This window comes from Nostoc sp. (assembly GCF_036917375.1).
In the GTDB taxonomy this organism is placed as follows: Bacteria; Cyanobacteriota; Cyanobacteriia; order Cyanobacteriales; family Nostocaceae; genus Nostoc.
On sequence record NZ_JBALDN010000005.1, the window covers coordinates 106,278 to 121,973 of the forward strand.

Consider the following 15,696-nt stretch of genomic DNA (forward strand, 5'->3'; position numbering starts at 1 on the left):
CTATAGTTCCCAAAAACTCTGATAACAGCAACATTTTTACGCTAAATTGCCTATAGCTTTGCGTTGGGGCGATCGCTAATGGACATCGATGGCCAAAGTTTAAAATCCTCTTTTATAAAGGCGATCGCTGTGAAATTAGTTATTTTCACTCTTGTTTTATTAGAAAATTAGCGCTAACTAAGAGCAATATTTTTGATGCCTTAAGTCCAATACGGTTCAGTTAAGGCTGAAAAACTGATTAGTGATATGAAATTTATAAGCTTCAACTGTCCAGTACCTCTATGTTTTGGCTTTTTAGAGCGAAACTTTGATACAGGTTTTTTCAGAACTTTGGGGTTATTAGGTGAAACTCGTTCGGGTAATCTGGAGACACCAATGATAAATCTTTGAGATGCACCACGCGCTGATTTTCATTTTTGAGACAATGCTTAATTTACACGACTTTCAGCCTTAACTGAATCGTATTGGACTATGCTCATAATTATTGTTTCTATGGCTTATTATTCCTGCCCAAAGACTATTTTCATCATGAAATAGGATTTTTTGTTTAATTTGTATTAGAAAATATGATTTTTAATATATTTTTTTATAAATATCTGAATCTTAAACTGTAGTGTTTTCTCATCAAGTGAAGTCCATATCAAAATCTCAACACAACCCTTCTCCGAACTTAGTAAAAGAGAAGATAAAGTACAGCTTTACCGGGCTTAGGTCAAGCTGTACCTCACTAAACAATGATGATTTATCAACATAAGTGTTTTTGAACTAACTATTTTTATCCGCTTTTAATCGGACACCAGTATAGATGGTGTATTTTTGGCTGCGATAATAATAACGAGCACAAATACTACTTAATTTTTTGTTTAATAAAAGTCACCACCTGAGTTAACTGTTTCTTCAAACCATCAATTTCTGCTTGCATTTTGACAATTTTCTCATTCAATGCATTAATTTCTGCCTCGGAGACTCCTCCAGTACTAGGGGTTGCGACGTTAGAGGTTGCAACGCTAGGAGCTACTACCGTACCATTGGCGACAGCAGAGGTTGATAACGTGCTGTTTTTTACGGAAACTCCTGCTCCTACTGAGACTAGTTCTGGGCGTGGCTGTTTCGCCTTGGCCATAGCTAGCTTAATCGCACCAATTAGTTGTTTCTGATCAAAAGGTTTGCCCAGAAATTCAAAATATTCAAATGGTTCTGTGATTTTCTCAGTCACCTCTTCCTTGCGACCAGACATGATCACTAAAGGAATTTTCCTTAACTCTGGATCGGCTTGAACTTTCTGGAAAACCTCCCAGCCACTCATTTTAGGCAACAGGAAATCCAGCATAATCAGGCTGAGTTTTTCCTGAAGAATGAAATTTAGTCCTTCCACACCGTCTTTTGCTTCCAGTACCTCAAAATTGCCCGGAGGCAACATTTCTCGTACTTTTACCCTGACAACTGTAGTGTCATCGATAACTAAAATCTTGTTGCTTGCCACGACTGTTTGCTCTAACAGAAACTATAAGTGTAAATAGCGGCTTTGCCGATTGTCCTTGAGAATCCTCCCACTATATACATAATTTCTAGCAATTGGGGGATAGTATATTTCGGTATAAATGACATTGTTAGAAGTGTTTTGCAAAACTTTTGCTCGCGCCCTTTTAAATTTGTGTCATTGTGATATTTAATCAACAGACCACTACATCTATATCCGCATCTTGCTTGGATGTCTATGATTTCGTCACAACAAGCCAAACTAAAGTCTGAAATTAAGGCAATGCCTAGCTGGTTACGTCGTCCGATTGGTAAAGCTAGTGAAATCTCTACCGTACAACGCATTATTAAGCAGCGCCAAATTCACACGATTTGCGAAGAGGGACGCTGCCCTAACCGCGGAGAGTGCTATGCCCAAAAAACTGCAACTTTTTTGCTAATGGGGCCCACATGCACGCGCTCTTGTGCTTTCTGTCAAGTAGATAAAGGTCATGCACCAATGCCTCTTGATTTAGAGGAACCAGAAAAGGTTGCCCAGGCGGTGCAGCTTTTGGGATTGCGTTATGTGGTGCTGACTTCTGTAGCCCGTGATGACTTGCCCGATCAGGGTGCAGGGCACTTTGTAAAGACGATCGCGACTATCCGCCAATTGAACCCAGAGACTCAAATTGAAGTGCTGACCCCAGATTTTTGGGGTGGTGCTGGTGTTGGAGAGTCAGGTCAACGCCAGCGGATAGCGATGATTGTCAAAGCCAAACCAGCTTGTTTTAATCACAATATCGAGACAGTGCAACGGTTAACTGGCCCAGTGCGCCGGGGAGCCAAGTACGATCGCTCCCTCTTGGTGCTGGCTACGGTTAAAGAAATCGATTCGACAATTCCCACCAAATCAGGTTTGATGCTGGGACATGGAGAAACGGTTGATGAAGTTATTGAAGCAATGGCTGATTTAAGGGCTGTAGGATGCGATCGCTTGACTCTTGGGCAGTATATGCGTCCTTCTTTAGAACATTTGCCAGTCCAAAAATATTGGACTCCAGAGGAATTCGATCGGCTTGGCAGATTAGCATGGGAAATGGGCTTCAACCATGTTCGTTCTGGGCCTCTGGTTCGCAGTTCCTATCATGCTGGAGAAGAGGAATGAGGGAGCAGGGGGAGCAGGGGGAGCAGGGGGGGGCAGGGGAAGAAATAACCAATGCCCAATACCCAATGCCCCATGCCCAATGCCCAATTTCCAAATTCACACAAATATTCTTAAAGAATTTGGGTATTTGGTACGCCAGTTTGGTATTTCTTAAAAAGTCATGACATAGGAGAATCGGATTATGACCTCTAAAACAACAAAGAATCCTGCAGATTTACCAGTTGCCGACAGTGGAGCTAAACCTCCCTACGCCTATCGCACAGGCTGGGCAATATTCTTGTTAGCTATCAATTTTTTGGTAGCAGCCTGGTATTTCCACATTATTGAGTAGTTAGAAGTGGATAGGTGCTGCTCAAATCGTTCCTTTAAATAAACCTTTGGGGCGAATGAGCAGCACCAAAATCATGATTAACAGTGCGACACCTTGTTTATACTGGGAACCCAGCCAAGGAGTGCTGGTTTCCTGGACGATGCCAATGATAAAAGCTGCTGCGATCGCACCGTAGGGATTGCCAATTCCACCAAGTATTACTGAGGCAAATAATGGTAATATTAGGAACCAACCCATATTTGGGCGCACAGCCGTAATTAACCCATACATACTGCCGCCCAATGACGTAAGAGTGCCAGCAATTACCCAAGTCCAGAAAATTACTCGATCGACATTGATACCTGAAACCCTGGCTAAGTCCAGATCGTCGGCAACTGCTCGCATCGCCTTACCAATTTTGGTATTTTGCAGCAGGTAATGCAGCGCCAAAATTGCTAGCACCGCCAACCCTAATACCAATAATTGATTTTGCGGTATCTTTAAACCCAAAATATCTAAAGCCGGAGTAACAGGTAAATTATAATTTTGGTTCCTGCCACCCCAGATAAAAATAATCCCATTGCGAAGAAATAAGGCAAGTCCAATAGAAATAATAATTAGCGTAGTCGAAGTAGCACGGATAGAGCGCATCTTTGACCACAGTAATTTTTCCGATAACAGCATTGCTGCTACTGTTCCCGCCGCCGCTAGAATCATCGACAGCCAAATATTAACTCCAATGATATTTATCAGCCAAGTTAGATAGGCTCCTAAAGTGAGAAAGTCACCATGAGCAAAGTTAGATAGCCGTAAAATTCCATAAGTAAGAGTCAGTCCGACTGCGGCTAGAGCAATAATGCTCCCCACCGCAATCCCATTCACGATTAGTTGGGCGAATTGTGCATCCATAAGTCTTAAGTTGCGTTGAAAAAATTTTAGGTTAGTGGTTCTTACAATAATTTTTTTCTGGACTAGCTGCTAAACTCGACATCATAAGTTATGGTTTATAACAACATAAGTTATCGTTTATAAATAAAAAAGAATTGTCCGCTAATATACATAAAATCCTGTTGGGATTTTTATGCGTAGCTAAACTTGTTCAGCGGTCTAGTTGACCATGCAGCAGTATTCAAGCTTACCAGACCAGAACTCACTGATAGATTTAACGCCAAAACTTTTGACAACAATTGAGCAACTTCGCGCGCAACTGTGGCTGGAGAGCAGCTTAAACCAATTGCAAAGTCGCCTTAATGATTGCTTGCTTTCTGCTTGTAATACTGTCCCACAGGCAGAAGCCGCACAAGCGGAAATTTTCCAAACCGTGGTTAACGAGATTAACAGTGCTGTTTACAGCAGTAATCTGGCACTCACAGAATGTGCCGTAGGCATCGCTATCTGTCAACCACAAGAAAATGTTGCCACTGTTTGCTATGTTTCTCCTTCTTCATCTCCAAATTCACCACCTTTATTTCTAGAAGTGCTGACAGCAGAAAAAAAGCTGCTGTTGAGATTGCAAGAGGTGATAAAACTTGAAGATTTGCAACAGCTTGAGAATCAACAACTACCGAGCGCTTGGCGGTTGGCTGATGATTCTGGCAGCGTTATGGGCTGGCTAATTATTGCCACAGCATCCCGAAGTTCTCATCATGAGTCGCTCATAGAATCGCAAGTTCAACTCAGATCGCAATTGATGGCAAGGTCTGCCAAATGCTGTAGTACAGCCTTGGTTCAACTTAGACACATCCTGTCTTGGCCGCAACGGTGTCAACAGTTAAGTAACTCTAATCAAGAATTGGAGCGCACCAATCAACTGAAAAATCAATTTCTGGCAAATACCAGCCACGAAATTCGCACACCGCTTAGTTCCATTATTGGGTTTACCCATCTGCTTTTAGCTCCAGGGTACGAACCAACTAAAGAACGGCAGCAAGAGTATTTAAATATCATTCAGTCTAGCGGTAAACACTTACTAGCTCTGATTAATGATATTTTGGATCTCTCTAAAATTGAAGCAAATCAGCTAGAAGTACAGTGGGAAACAGTAGATGTGCCACTGCTGTGTAACAATGTTTTGGCATTGGTGAAAGAGAAAGCTGCTAATAAGGGTTTGAAACTGTGTCTAGAACTTGAACCCGATATTACAACCTTAGTAGCTGACCCCTTACGACTCAAGCAAATGTTGTTGAATTTACTCTTCAACGCCCTAAAGTTTACCAGTAAAGGAAGTGTTGGCTTACAGATTGCTTCCAAAGGTGTATTTGTGCATTTTACAGTTTGGGATACTGGCACTGGCATTTCCCAAGAAGACCAAGTTCAACTGTTTCAACCATATTTCCAAATTGCCAAGGCCGTAGCAGATGGTATTGAAGGCACTGGTTTGGGTTTAGCAGTGACTCAGAAACTCGCCCAAATTCACGGTGGTTGGGTGAAAGTTGAATCTGAAATGGATCGTGGTTCCCGTTTTACTCTTGTACTTCCCCTTAAACAAGAGATGGAAGTCAGGGTAGATGAGGAAGCAGGGGAAGCAAATTTTTCCTCATTTCCTCTGCCTTTGACACCTAGTTCCTCTGTAGAAATTTTGCTGGTAGAAAATGATTTACCCAATGCTGATTTGATGCAAATTTATCTACGTAAATTGGGGTATCAAGTGACTTGGGTTAAAAATGCTGACGAGATGTGGGAAGCTCTAGCACAGTTAGATCCAGCAGTGATTTTAATGGATGTTTGTTTGGCAGATGGAAATGGTCTTAACTTGGTACAACAACTGCGAGAACATCAGCAATATCGGACGATTCCGGTAATTGTTCAAACAGCAATGGCGATGAAAGGCGATCGCGAAACTTGTCTAGCTGCTGGAGTAAATGACTATATTTCTAAACCAATTGATTTACCACTTTTAGCTAGTCTGGTGGCTAAGTACAGCAAACCGCCAATATAGAGAAGAGAGGCAGAGGAGACGAGAAAGCAGGGGAGGTGAGGAGAATAAATAACCCATTCCCAATGCCCAATGCCCAATGCTCTATAACTAATGACTACAATATAAATGATTGGGTGCTGTAGGGTTTTGGCAGGATTGGGAAATGATGCTGACAGAAAAATTTGAGCAATTAAGAGCCTTATTTACAGAAATGGAGCAGGCGTTGATTGCCTACTCTGGGGGCGTTGATAGCACTTTGGTTGCCAAAATTGCTTATGATGTGTTGGGCGATCGCGCTTTGGCTGTCACGGCTGTTTCTCCTTCGCTGTTACCAGAAGAATTGGAAGACGCGAAAATTCAAGCTGCAACAATTGGGATTCCTCATAAAATCGTCCAGACTCACGAGATGGAAAATCCCAATTACACTTCTAACCCGGTTAATCGCTGTTATTTTTGCAAAAGTGAGTTGCACGATACCCTCAAACCTTTAGCTTTACAGTTGGGTTATCCTTATGTGGTGGATGGGGTAAATGCTGATGATTTGCATGATTATCGCCCAGGAATTCAAGCGGCGAAAGAAAGAGGGGCGCGATCGCCTTTAGCAGAAGTGGGTGTCACTAAAGTTGAAGTTCGCCAACTTTCGCAACAACTCGGTTTACCTTGGTGGGATAAACCTGCTCAACCTTGTCTCAGTTCTCGGTTTCCTTACGGTGAAGAAATTACTGTCGCTAAGTTGCAACGAGTTGGCAGAGGAGAAATTTATCTGCGAAAGCTAGGTTGGCAGAATTTACGCGTGCGATCGGAAGGGGATACAGCACGTATTGAATTACCACCAGAACAAATCAAAGAGTTTGTATTAACTAACGATTTACAAACACTAGTTTCGGCATTTCAAGATTTTGGATTTATCTACGTAACCTTAGATTTAGAAGGTTATCGTAGCGGTAAGTTAAATCAGGTTTTAAATAGGGAAGCCTTGGGCGTTAAAGTATAGGATTTCAGTTCTATAAATATAAAGTTTATTTACCATCTAGAGAAACTAGAAAGCAACCGTCAATTCTCCAGATATTATTGGGCTGTTTTTCCATAAAATATAAAGCCCTCAAGGGGACTCCATCAGGAGCAAGTAGCAGCACTGGTTGAGTTATATTTCCCTGGATGGTTGTTATTTTCTCAAAAAATACAGAACGAGGACGGTATACTGCTCGGTAGCTTGTTTTTACCATCTGCATAAAATTTTCTGGGGTTGCGAATTGTGCCTGAATCGCCGGACTAGCAAAGGCAAAAGCGCCTTGGGCATCATCTTTTTTAAAGGCTGCTAATTGGTATTCAATTACAGAACGTATGTTAATGGCATCAGTATCAGTAACTTCCATAAATTTAGAAATTGCGTAGGCGCAGCCCATCGTAGACATTGCAGCAAGTGTCGGCACGATCGCTCAATTCTGACGCTGAGTGAGTGTGTATTCTATCTGCTGTAGTGCCGTTCGCCACACATCATATCCCTCTTGAGACAGGTGCAACCCATCTGTGGTCAACTCTGGGCGCAAATTGCCTTCCATATCCGTAAACCAGCTATAAATATTGAGATAATTAGCACCTTCTTGTTTAGCGATCGCGGTTAGTTGGATGTTGAGGTGACGAATACGGCTATTGGAAATTTTTGGTAGGCGAGTAGGCAAAATTGATTGGACAATGATTTGAGCTTTGGGGTGAGTCTCGCGTAAACGCCGAACAATCCGGCGATAATTATGCAAAATTGTTTCATCACTAGCGCCTTTTCGTAGGTCGTTAATCCCAGCCATGATGTAAATCACATCTGGCCGCGTTGCTGAAAATGCCCCCAATCTTTTTAAAACGCCAGTAGAAGTATCTCCAGATATGCCTTGATTCAGCCACAATTTACCAGCAGGCAGTTTTTCTCTGGGAAACCACATACTCAAAGAATCACCAACTAAGATACTTAGATGATTGGCACCTTGACCTTGAGCGATCGCTCTAGCTTCTAAAGCTAGTAAACTTTTCCAGTCGTCATAAGTTAGCTGACGTTTCTTGATCGACTCCCACAATGATTGCAAATTATCACTATCTACGCGTGTATAAATCTGACCTGTTTTCAGAGCTGCCAATCTTTGGTAGTAAAGTTGATTTCCAGATGTCAATAAGAGGCTAGTTGCTTGGGTGCTGGGGTTGAGTGATGACTCTGTTGATGCTGGTAATCCCTGACTGCTGAATTCTGGTACGCTAGGGACGTTTTTCTCACTTACTATTGGCTGCGAACTTTTTAGGGGTTGGAACGCTTGGCCGCTGAGTTCGGGTAAGGAGAGATCGACGCTATTGATAATTTTTGTACTGACTATTGTCTGCGAACCTTGTTTTAAATCCCACAGGAATCTAGAACTTTCTGGCAGGACAATCGACAGATGTGGAAGAGCCGATGCTGGTATTGCTAATCCTGTTAACAAGCCTGCTGCCAACAGATAAGGGTCCCTCATCGCTTTGTCTCTCCTCTACTCACTGCTTTTCCTTATGACGGCATTAATTGCCTGTATTCAGGAAAATTTTACTTCGGTTAAGTTATTATTCTTATTTACGCTGTATAGTTCTGTAAAGCGTGTTCATGAGATTATATTTGACAATTTACGATCTCTTTAAAGTACGGTTTTCTCGGTGGTATACAAGTCTTATTTGTGCGAATACTTCTACTGAAAGCACTGTTTTCATCAGCCGCTCGCTTTTTCTAACTCAGTTATCACAAATATAACTAGGTTTGTAAACTGGCCATTAGTTCGTGATTTTTGAGGATCTTAGGACAGAGATTTTTGCTTTTGGTGTTGCTAATATGTGAAATAAACATCAGATTTTAGGTTTCTCAATTTCAGTTAATTGTCGCGATCGCGTATTAGCTCGTATCTTTAATATGACGATAATATGACGATTGGGAACTTAGTGAAAATTTGGAAAAAATAGGCAAAATTTTAACTGTTGAGAATATTGATATCATACGATAACGTGTCGCCAATGAGCAAGTATCAGGTGCCATACTGAGAATTTGATAACTTACTATACGTAATTTCAAATTTCTGTTTACTCATTGAAGTATGAGTTGAAACACACTTAAATTAAGTTTTAACTCTAGAGAATAACCTCATTGAAAGTGCTAAGATTTAGGCTGAATCATTAGTGTTTCCTTTTCTTCTGTGGCTAGAGCTAGTACAGCGATTGGTGTCAGTCCCATTATTAAAGAGATTGTGCAAAAACAGGCACATTCCACACGTTTGACCCTGAAAGAAGTTATTCTAATGGGTATGTTAGCTATTGATCAACTAGATGATCGAGGTCGTCAAGAGCTAGCCGATCGAGTTCATCAAATGCAGGTGAATGGAGAAATTTAATTGAGTAGCTATGAGTTAAGAGTTATAAGTTATCAATTTTAACTTCTCACTCCTGACTCTTTACTTAATTTGGTTATTGGCTAAATCGATAACGACTTCCCATTACATAATTTTCATTAATTTCAAAAGATATCCATCGGCGTTGCAGAGTTTCAGCAACAAAGCCGGTTGTATTAGAACCTGCAAATGGATCTAATACCATATCACCTTCATCAGTTAAAAATTTAATGAAAAACTCGGCGAACCCTTGAGGAAAACGTGCTGGATGGGGTCTAATTTCTGCTGTTTTGCAGCGTCGTAAATAAGCACTATTGGATTCAGTATTAGCAATTTCTAGCAAATTTGGCGGAATTGCACCTTGATTATCTTTTTGAAATTTATCAGAAATATCATGTCCACTAGGACGTATTTTTGCTTTATAGCCATTTTTGAGTAACTGTTTCATACTTTGGCTATAGGGCTTTAAAACTTTTCTGTTATCTGCTTTAGGATTTGGTGTTTTAGACAACCACCAAACTGTGTTTACAGAATCTTTCACACGAATCCGCCTGATTGTCACCCACTCAGCAGGGCTTGGCAGTCGAGCCGGATTATAGTGGTAGAATTCTTGAGCAAGAAAGAAACCCACTTCCTTACATAATCTAACTAAAAGCTCGTATTGGTAAATACTTCGCACAGGATTACCAGGTAAATAAGCACCACCTAAATCTAGTACGAATGAGCCATTATCTGCCAGTACTCTTTTAAATTCGGATGCAAAAGGTAGAAACCACTCAATATATTTTTCAGCAGTTTCGTTACCATATTCTTTTTTTCGGATGAGTGCGAATGGAGGTGAGGTGATAATTAAATTAATACTATTATCATCAATGAATTTAATAAGTTTAAGGCTATCACCTAAATATGCGGCTCCGTTTTGTTGGGTATAAGAGGGATTAAAAATTATTTCTTTTGGTGGCGTTATTTGTTCTTCTTGCAATAGTTATAAAATTATCTCATTTTTTATAGTTATAACTTGTTTTGATATTGTCTGGATATTTTATTTTAAAAGTTATTTTTCTATCCGTCGTCAAGTGAGTATATGTCTGGTTCATTTTCAAGAAAGTTAAAGGCTCCTCCAGCTTGGGCAAGTAGCATTAAATCACGAGTTGAAGGCGCTGATGAATCGAAAAATAGTTTTTCTTCCAAGAGCGATCGCTCCTCATGAGAGAGAGATAGGATAACTTGCAAGAGTGATTCAACAAGTTTAGTGTTCATTTCGTATTTCGGTTTGTTTTACATACATTTTTTCTATTAACTCCCTTTCGTTTTTTCCTTTTGGGATATGTATCAGAGATAACGAGATACCGATTTCTTGTTCATCTTCTCGATCGAGTGATTCAAATTGCGTGAATTCATCCTCCATTAAGAAGTAACGTGCTTCTTCTTCATTAGAAAATGTGTATTTAGAACCATCACAATCTAATATTTCAGCGGATAAATCATCGTAAGTTCTTAACCTTGCCCAATTTAAGTTAGGAAAACTACATGACATCAGCCACCAATTTTCTTTGATAATAGATTTTTGTTGGAATTGCATTTTCTTTCCATTTACTTTTATAGCACCTTCAACTTCTATTACTGTAAATTTAAACTTAACTAATTCTACAAAAAATCCCCCACCTTGCGGCAGGGGATTTTTATTACTTATCTACAAAACTAGCAGCCGAATTAACCGAACTTACCAGCAGTAGAAGCAATCAAGAATGCGGCGTAAGTGACGATGTAGCCAACTGTGAAGTGAGCTAGACCAACTACACGACCTTGAACGATAGACAGAGCCACGGGCTTATCTTTCCAGCGAACTAGGTTAGCTAGAGGAGTGCGTTCGTGTGCCCAAACAAGGGTTTCAATCAACTCTTGCCAGTAACCTCTCCAGGAGATTAAGAACATGAAGCCAGTTGCCCAAACGAGGTGTCCGAACAGGAACATCCAAGCCCAGACAGACAGGTTATTCACGCCGTAAGGGTTGTAACCGTTAATCAACTGAGCAGAGTTAGCCCAGAGGTAATCGCGGAACCAGCCCATGAGATATGTAGAGTTCTCATTGAACTGGGCTACGTTGCCTTGCCAAATACCTAAATGCTTCCAATGCCAGTAGAACGTAACCCAACCAAGGGTATTGAGCATCCAGAACGCAGCTAGGTAGAAGGAATCCCAACCTGAGATGTCGCAAGTACCGCCACGACCAGGGCCGTCACAAGGGAAGGCATAGCCGAAGTCCTTTTTATCGGGCATCAGCTTAGAACCACGGGCATCCAAAGCACCTTTGACCAAGATCAAGGTGGTGGTGTGCAGACCCAAAGCGATCGCATGGTGTACCAAGAAGTCGCCAGGGCCAATTGTCAAGAACAGGGAGTTAGTACCAGCATTGATGGCATCTAACCAGCCTGGCAACCAAACGTTAGCGTAGTTGGGCCATGCTGTGTAAGCAATACTATCTGGGTTAGATAGCAAGGTGTCTAAACCGTACAGTACTTTACCGTTTGCAGCTTGGACGAATTGAGCAAATACTGGCTCAATCAAGATTTGCTTTTCAGGAGTGCCGAAAGCAACCACTACATCGTTGTGGACGTACAAGCTGAGGGTGTGGAAGCCCAAGAAAAGGGATACCCAGCTAAGGTGGGAAATAATCGCTTCTTTGTGCTTCAGCACGCGCTCAAGTACGTTGCCTTTATTTTGCTCTGGATCGTAGTCACGTACCCAGAAGATTGCTCCGTGAGCAAAAGCACCGAGCATCAGGAATCCAGCAATATACTGGTGATGCGTGTACAACGCTGCCTGAGTTGTGTAGTCCTTCGCAATAAATGCGTAAGAAGGCATGGAGTACATGTGCTGCGCTACCAGGGAAGTAACAACACCTAGCGCTGCTAAGTGCCATCCCAATTGGAAGTGCAGGGAGTTGTTGTAGGTGTCGTAGATACCTTGGTGAGGTAGGTTGAACGGTCCTTCAACAGGAATACCAAAGAAATTCTTGGCATTCAAGGCTTCTTTAAGACTGTGACCAATCCCAAAGTTTGTCCGGTACATGTGACCAGCAACAATGAATAAAACTGCGATCGCTAGGTGGTGATGAGCTATGTCAGTCAGCCACAAAGCTTCTGTCTGGGGATGGAAACCACCCAAGAAACTCAGAATTGCAGTTCCTGCACCTTGCGATGTCCCGAAGATATGTCCAGGAGTGTCAGGGTTTTGAGAGTAAACACCCCAATTGCCTGTAAAGAATGGTGTCAAACCTGCTGGGTGGGGTGGGGTATTCAGGAAGTTATCCCAACCTACGTGCTGACCGCGAGATTCGGGGACAGCAACGTGAATTAAGTGACCAGCCCATGCCAAGGAACTAACACCAAACAAACCTGCTAAGTGGTGGTTTAGGCGATGTTCAGCGCTCTTAAACCATGCCAAGCTAGGACGGTACTTGGGTTGCAAATGCAGCCAACCAGCAAACAATAATACAGCAGCGAATAATAGCAAGAACACTGAACCGTTGTACAGTTCGCCGTTATTCCGCATACCGATGGTATACCACCAATGGTAGAGACCAGAGTAGGTAATGTTTACCGGATTGCTAGCGCCAGCTTGGGTAAAAGCTTCGATCGCTGGTTTACCAAAGTGGGGATCCCAAATCGCATGGGCGATGGGACGGATGTGAAGGGGATCTTTAATCCACTGTTCAAAGTTACCTTGCCAGGCTACGTGGAACAGGAGGCTGGATGCCCACAGGAAGATGATTGCCAAGTGACCGAAGTGAGTTGCGAAAATCTTTTGGTAAAGATTTTCTTCCGTCATGCCATCATGGGTTTCAAAGTCGTTGCCTGTAGCGATCGCATACCATATCCGACGAGTCGTCGGGTCCTGTGCGAGATCCTGGCTAAATTTCGGAAATTTTGTCGCCATAGGTTTAATAAATCCTCTGACCTTTAGCCATCAAATATCAGCGTCTAGAGTCCTGAGTTCTGAGTACCAAGTTTTGAGTATTTTCTCAGCACTCAGCACTCAGCACTCCACAACTGATTGCTACCCTACTGAAAGGATGTGTGCATGGAAGAATGCCCAAGTTGTGGCAATTCCTCCCAAGAGGTAGTGAGCTACCCCTACAGCCCGACCCTGAATAATGCTCAGAGCGCGAGGCTGAATTGCTGGTGCTACCTTCAGTTTGTTATGCGCCCAAACAATGGACTCAATCAGTTCTTGCCAGTAGCCGCGACCACTGAACAGGAACATCAAGCTGAATGCCCAGACAAAGTGAGCGCCTAAGAAGAGTAGACCATAGGCAGATAGCGCGCTGCCATAGGAATTGATGACTTGTGTAGCTTGTGCCCACAAGAAGTCTCGTAACCAACCGTTGATGGTAATAGCACTTTGGGCAAAGTTACCACCAGTGATGTGAGTTACAGTCCCATCTGCATCTACGGTTCCCCACACATCTGATTGCATCTTCCAGCTGAAGTGGAAAATTACAATAGACAGGGAGTTGTACATCCAGAAAAGTCCGAGGAATACGTGATCCCAACCAGAGACTTGACAGGTACCGCCACGACCGGGGCCGTCGCAAGGGAAGCGGAAGCCCAGGTTTGCTTTGTCTGGAATCAGACGAGAGCTACGGGCGTATAGTACACCTTTGAGCAGAATTAGGACGGTGACGTGAATGGTGAAGGCGTGAATGTGGTGAATTAGGAAGTCCGCTGTGCCCAAAACAATGGGTGCAGCTGCCACTTTACCGCCAACAGCCAAGACACCGCCGCCAAAGACATAGCTAACTGGTTCTAGGGCATTGGGTGCAGTTGTACCAGGAGCCAAGGCATGGATATTTTGTATCCACTGGGCAAATACTGGCTGCAATTGAATCCCTGTATCAGAGAACAAGTCTTGAGGACGACCCAATGCACGCATTGTGTCGTTGTGGATGTAAAGTCCAAAGCTATGGAAGCCGAGGAAAATAGACACCCAGTTCAGGTGAGAAATAATCGCGTCACGATGACGAATCACCCGATCCAGCAAGTTGTTTTGATTCACAACTGGATCGTAATCCCGCACCATGAAGATTGCAGCGTGAGCTGCTCCACCAACAATCAAGAAGCCACCAATCCAAATATGGTGAGTGAATATGCACAACTGTGTAGCGTAATCAGTTGCCAAATATGGATAGGGGGGCATCGCGTACATGTGATGCGCGATGATGATGGTCAGCGAACCCAAGAAGGCTAGGTTAGTAGCCAATTGAGCGTGCCAAGATGAGGTCAGGTTTTCGTAGAGACCTTTGTGACCTTCACCGGTGAAAGGACCTTTATGGTTTTCCAGGATCTCTTTAATACTGTGACCAATACCCCAGTTGGTACGGTACTGATGACCAGCAACGATAAAGAGAACTGCGATCGCTAAGTGGTGATGAGAAATATCAGTCAACCACAAGCCGCCTGTTACCGGGTTCAGACCGCCCTTGAAGGTAAGGAAGTCAGCATACTGACCCCAGTTCAAGGTGAAGAAAGGTGCTAAACCAGCTGCAAAGCCAGGGTACAGTTCGGTCAACAAGTCTTTGTTCAAGATGAACTCGTGGGGCAGGGGTATGTCTTTGAGAGCAACGCCTGCATCCAAAAGCTTGTTGGTCGGTGCGGACACGTGGATTAAGTGACCTGCCCATCCCAAGGAACCACAACCTAGCAGTACTTGCAAGTGGTGATTCAGCATCGATTCCACATTCTGGAACCATTCCAGTTTGGGAGCGCGTTTGTGGTAGTGGAACCAGCCGGCAAATAGGAACAAGCCTGCTAATACCAATCCACCGATCGCAGTCACGTAAAGCTGGAAGGAGTTTGTGATACCCCAGCCACGCCATACTTGGAACAAACCGGAGGTGATTTGAATACCGTGGAAACCACCGCCAACATCACCGTTTAGAATGTCTTGTCCCACAATGGGCCAAACAACTTGAGCACTAGGCTTAACGTTCAACGGGTCGCTTAGCCAAGCTTCGTAGTTAGAAAACTTCGCGCCGTGGAAAATCATCCCGCTCAACCAGATTGTCACTACTGCCAAGTGGCCGAAGTGGGCTGAGAATATCTTGCGGGAAATGTCTTCTAAATCGCTTGTATGTGTATCAAAATCATGGGCGAGTGCGTGCAGGTTCCAAATCCATGTGGTGGTTTTGGGACCTCTGGCTAAGGATCTGTCAAAGTGTCCAGGTTGCGCCCATCTCTCGAATGAGGTTGGAACTGGATCGTTATCGACGATTACTCTTGCCTTTTTTTCCTCTCGCTCCGGAGGACTTATTGTCATTCGACCTCCTCTCTTGATAAGGAATGAGGAATCATGTATACCACAAAATGAACCATTACCGCATACTCCAGAATTTTACTGAAGCCGCGATCAAGACCCGATGTGGAGAGTTGTTTCTCGTTGAATTATAGAGTCT

14 protein-coding genes are annotated in these 15,696 nt (G+C 43.0%); 5 read left to right on the forward strand and 9 right to left on the reverse strand.

The annotated features are described in order from the left end of the window. Positions 1-847 precede the first annotated feature (847 nt). On the reverse strand, positions 848-1,483 hold the full coding sequence (locus V7K45_RS01660; protein WP_334999739.1) for a response regulator: 636 nt from the start codon (positions 1,481-1,483) through the stop codon (positions 848-850). A 234-nt stretch (positions 1,484-1,717) separates the two neighbouring features. Between V7K45_RS01660 and lipA the strand changes: the two genes are divergently transcribed. Beyond that, on the forward strand, positions 1,718-2,623 hold the full coding sequence (lipA, locus tag V7K45_RS01665; RefSeq protein WP_334999820.1) for a lipoyl synthase: 906 nt from the start codon (positions 1,718-1,720) through the stop codon (positions 2,621-2,623). 181 nt (positions 2,624-2,804) lie between these two features. Beyond that, positions 2,805-2,954: a photosystem I protein PsaX gene (locus V7K45_RS01670; protein WP_194041075.1), complete on the forward strand. Its 150-nt coding sequence runs from the start codon at positions 2,805-2,807 to the stop codon at positions 2,952-2,954. A gap of 21 nt (positions 2,955-2,975) precedes the next feature. On the opposite strand, the gene V7K45_RS01675 is transcribed toward V7K45_RS01670, so the two are convergent. Next, entirely contained in the window at positions 2,976-3,842 is an 867-nt protein-coding gene (locus tag V7K45_RS01675; protein ID WP_334999741.1) for a branched-chain amino acid ABC transporter permease, read from the reverse strand. Positions 3,843-4,050: 208 nt separating this feature from the next. Here V7K45_RS01675 and hrmK point away from each other — a divergent pair, with 208 nt between their 5' ends. Together hrmK and larE are read left to right on the forward strand one after the other, a co-directional pair. Next, entirely contained in the window at positions 4,051-5,871 is a 1,821-nt protein-coding gene (gene hrmK / locus V7K45_RS01680; RefSeq protein ID WP_334999743.1) for a hybrid histidine kinase/response regulator HrmK, read from the forward strand. Positions 5,872-6,016: 145 nt separating this feature from the next. Further along, positions 6,017-6,844 carry an ATP-dependent sacrificial sulfur transferase LarE gene (gene larE / locus V7K45_RS01685; RefSeq protein ID WP_334999822.1) on the forward strand — a complete coding sequence of 276 codons (828 nt, stop codon included), beginning with the start codon at positions 6,017-6,019 and terminating at the stop codon, positions 6,842-6,844. Positions 6,845-6,869: 25 nt separating this feature from the next. Here the strand turns inward: larE and V7K45_RS01690 are convergent, their stop codons facing one another. Together V7K45_RS01690 and V7K45_RS01695 are read right to left on the reverse strand one after the other, a co-directional pair. Further along, positions 6,870-7,226 carry a DUF4864 domain-containing protein gene (locus tag V7K45_RS01690; RefSeq protein WP_334999824.1) on the reverse strand — a complete coding sequence of 119 codons (357 nt, stop codon included), beginning with the start codon at positions 7,224-7,226 and terminating at the stop codon, positions 6,870-6,872. Between the two features lie 63 nt (positions 7,227-7,289). Continuing rightward, positions 7,290-8,345, reverse strand: a complete 1,056-nt coding sequence (locus tag V7K45_RS01695; RefSeq protein ID WP_334999745.1) for an SGNH/GDSL hydrolase family protein — start codon at positions 8,343-8,345, stop codon at positions 7,290-7,292. 705 nt (positions 8,346-9,050) lie between these two features. Here V7K45_RS01695 and V7K45_RS01700 point away from each other — a divergent pair. Further along, positions 9,051-9,245 (forward strand): hypothetical protein, encoded by a 195-nt coding sequence (locus V7K45_RS01700; protein ID WP_334999747.1) that lies wholly within the window; start codon positions 9,051-9,053, stop codon positions 9,243-9,245. Between the two features lie 73 nt (positions 9,246-9,318). On the opposite strand, the gene V7K45_RS01705 is transcribed toward V7K45_RS01700, so the two are convergent. The 5 genes from V7K45_RS01705 to psaA all read right to left on the reverse strand — a co-directional run bounded on the left by V7K45_RS01705 (position 9,319) and on the right by psaA (position 15,560). Further along, entirely contained in the window at positions 9,319-10,224 is a 906-nt protein-coding gene (locus V7K45_RS01705; RefSeq protein ID WP_334999749.1) for a DNA-methyltransferase, read from the reverse strand. An 80-nt stretch (positions 10,225-10,304) separates the two neighbouring features. After that, positions 10,305-10,502, reverse strand: a complete 198-nt coding sequence (locus V7K45_RS01710) for a hypothetical protein (RefSeq protein ID WP_334999751.1) — start codon at positions 10,500-10,502, stop codon at positions 10,305-10,307. Next, positions 10,492-10,824, reverse strand: coding sequence for a hypothetical protein (locus V7K45_RS01715; RefSeq protein WP_334999753.1), 333 nt, complete (start codon positions 10,822-10,824; stop codon positions 10,492-10,494). The genes V7K45_RS01710 and V7K45_RS01715 overlap by 11 nt, the downstream gene beginning before the upstream one ends. Positions 10,825-10,955: 131 nt before the next feature. Beyond that, entirely contained in the window at positions 10,956-13,181 is a 2,226-nt protein-coding gene (gene psaB / locus V7K45_RS01720) for a photosystem I core protein PsaB (protein ID WP_334999755.1), read from the reverse strand. A 120-nt stretch (positions 13,182-13,301) separates the two neighbouring features. Further along, the gene (psaA, locus tag V7K45_RS01725; RefSeq protein ID WP_334999757.1) at positions 13,302-15,560 is read right to left on the reverse strand and encodes a photosystem I core protein PsaA; all 2,259 of its coding nucleotides are present in this window, start codon (positions 15,558-15,560) and stop codon (positions 13,302-13,304) included. Positions 15,561-15,696: the final 136 nt, after the last annotated feature.

Bases quoted from the DNA above. Each gene is read 5' to 3' on its own strand.
- lipA (WP_334999820.1), top strand. From the start codon at position 1,718: ATGATTTCGTCACAACAAGCCAAACTAAAGTCTGAAATTAAGGCAATG.
- V7K45_RS01670 (WP_194041075.1), top strand. From the start codon at position 2,805: ATGACCTCTAAAACAACAAAGAATCCTGCAGATTTACCAGTTGCCGAC.
- V7K45_RS01675 (WP_334999741.1), bottom strand. From the start codon at position 3,842: ATGGATGCACAATTCGCCCAACTAATCGTGAATGGGATTGCGGTGGGG.
- hrmK (WP_334999743.1), top strand. From the start codon at position 4,051: ATGCAGCAGTATTCAAGCTTACCAGACCAGAACTCACTGATAGATTTA.
- larE (WP_334999822.1), top strand. From the start codon at position 6,017: ATGCTGACAGAAAAATTTGAGCAATTAAGAGCCTTATTTACAGAAATG.
- V7K45_RS01690 (WP_334999824.1), bottom strand. From the start codon at position 7,226: ATGGAAGTTACTGATACTGATGCCATTAACATACGTTCTGTAATTGAA.
- V7K45_RS01695 (WP_334999745.1), bottom strand. From the start codon at position 8,345: ATGAGGGACCCTTATCTGTTGGCAGCAGGCTTGTTAACAGGATTAGCA.
- V7K45_RS01710 (WP_334999751.1), bottom strand. From the start codon at position 10,502: ATGAACACTAAACTTGTTGAATCACTCTTGCAAGTTATCCTATCTCTC.
- V7K45_RS01715 (WP_334999753.1), bottom strand. From the start codon at position 10,824: ATGCAATTCCAACAAAAATCTATTATCAAAGAAAATTGGTGGCTGATG.
- psaB (WP_334999755.1), bottom strand. From the start codon at position 13,181: ATGGCGACAAAATTTCCGAAATTTAGCCAGGATCTCGCACAGGACCCG.
- psaA (WP_334999757.1), bottom strand. From the start codon at position 15,560: ATGACAATAAGTCCTCCGGAGCGAGAGGAAAAAAAGGCAAGAGTAATC.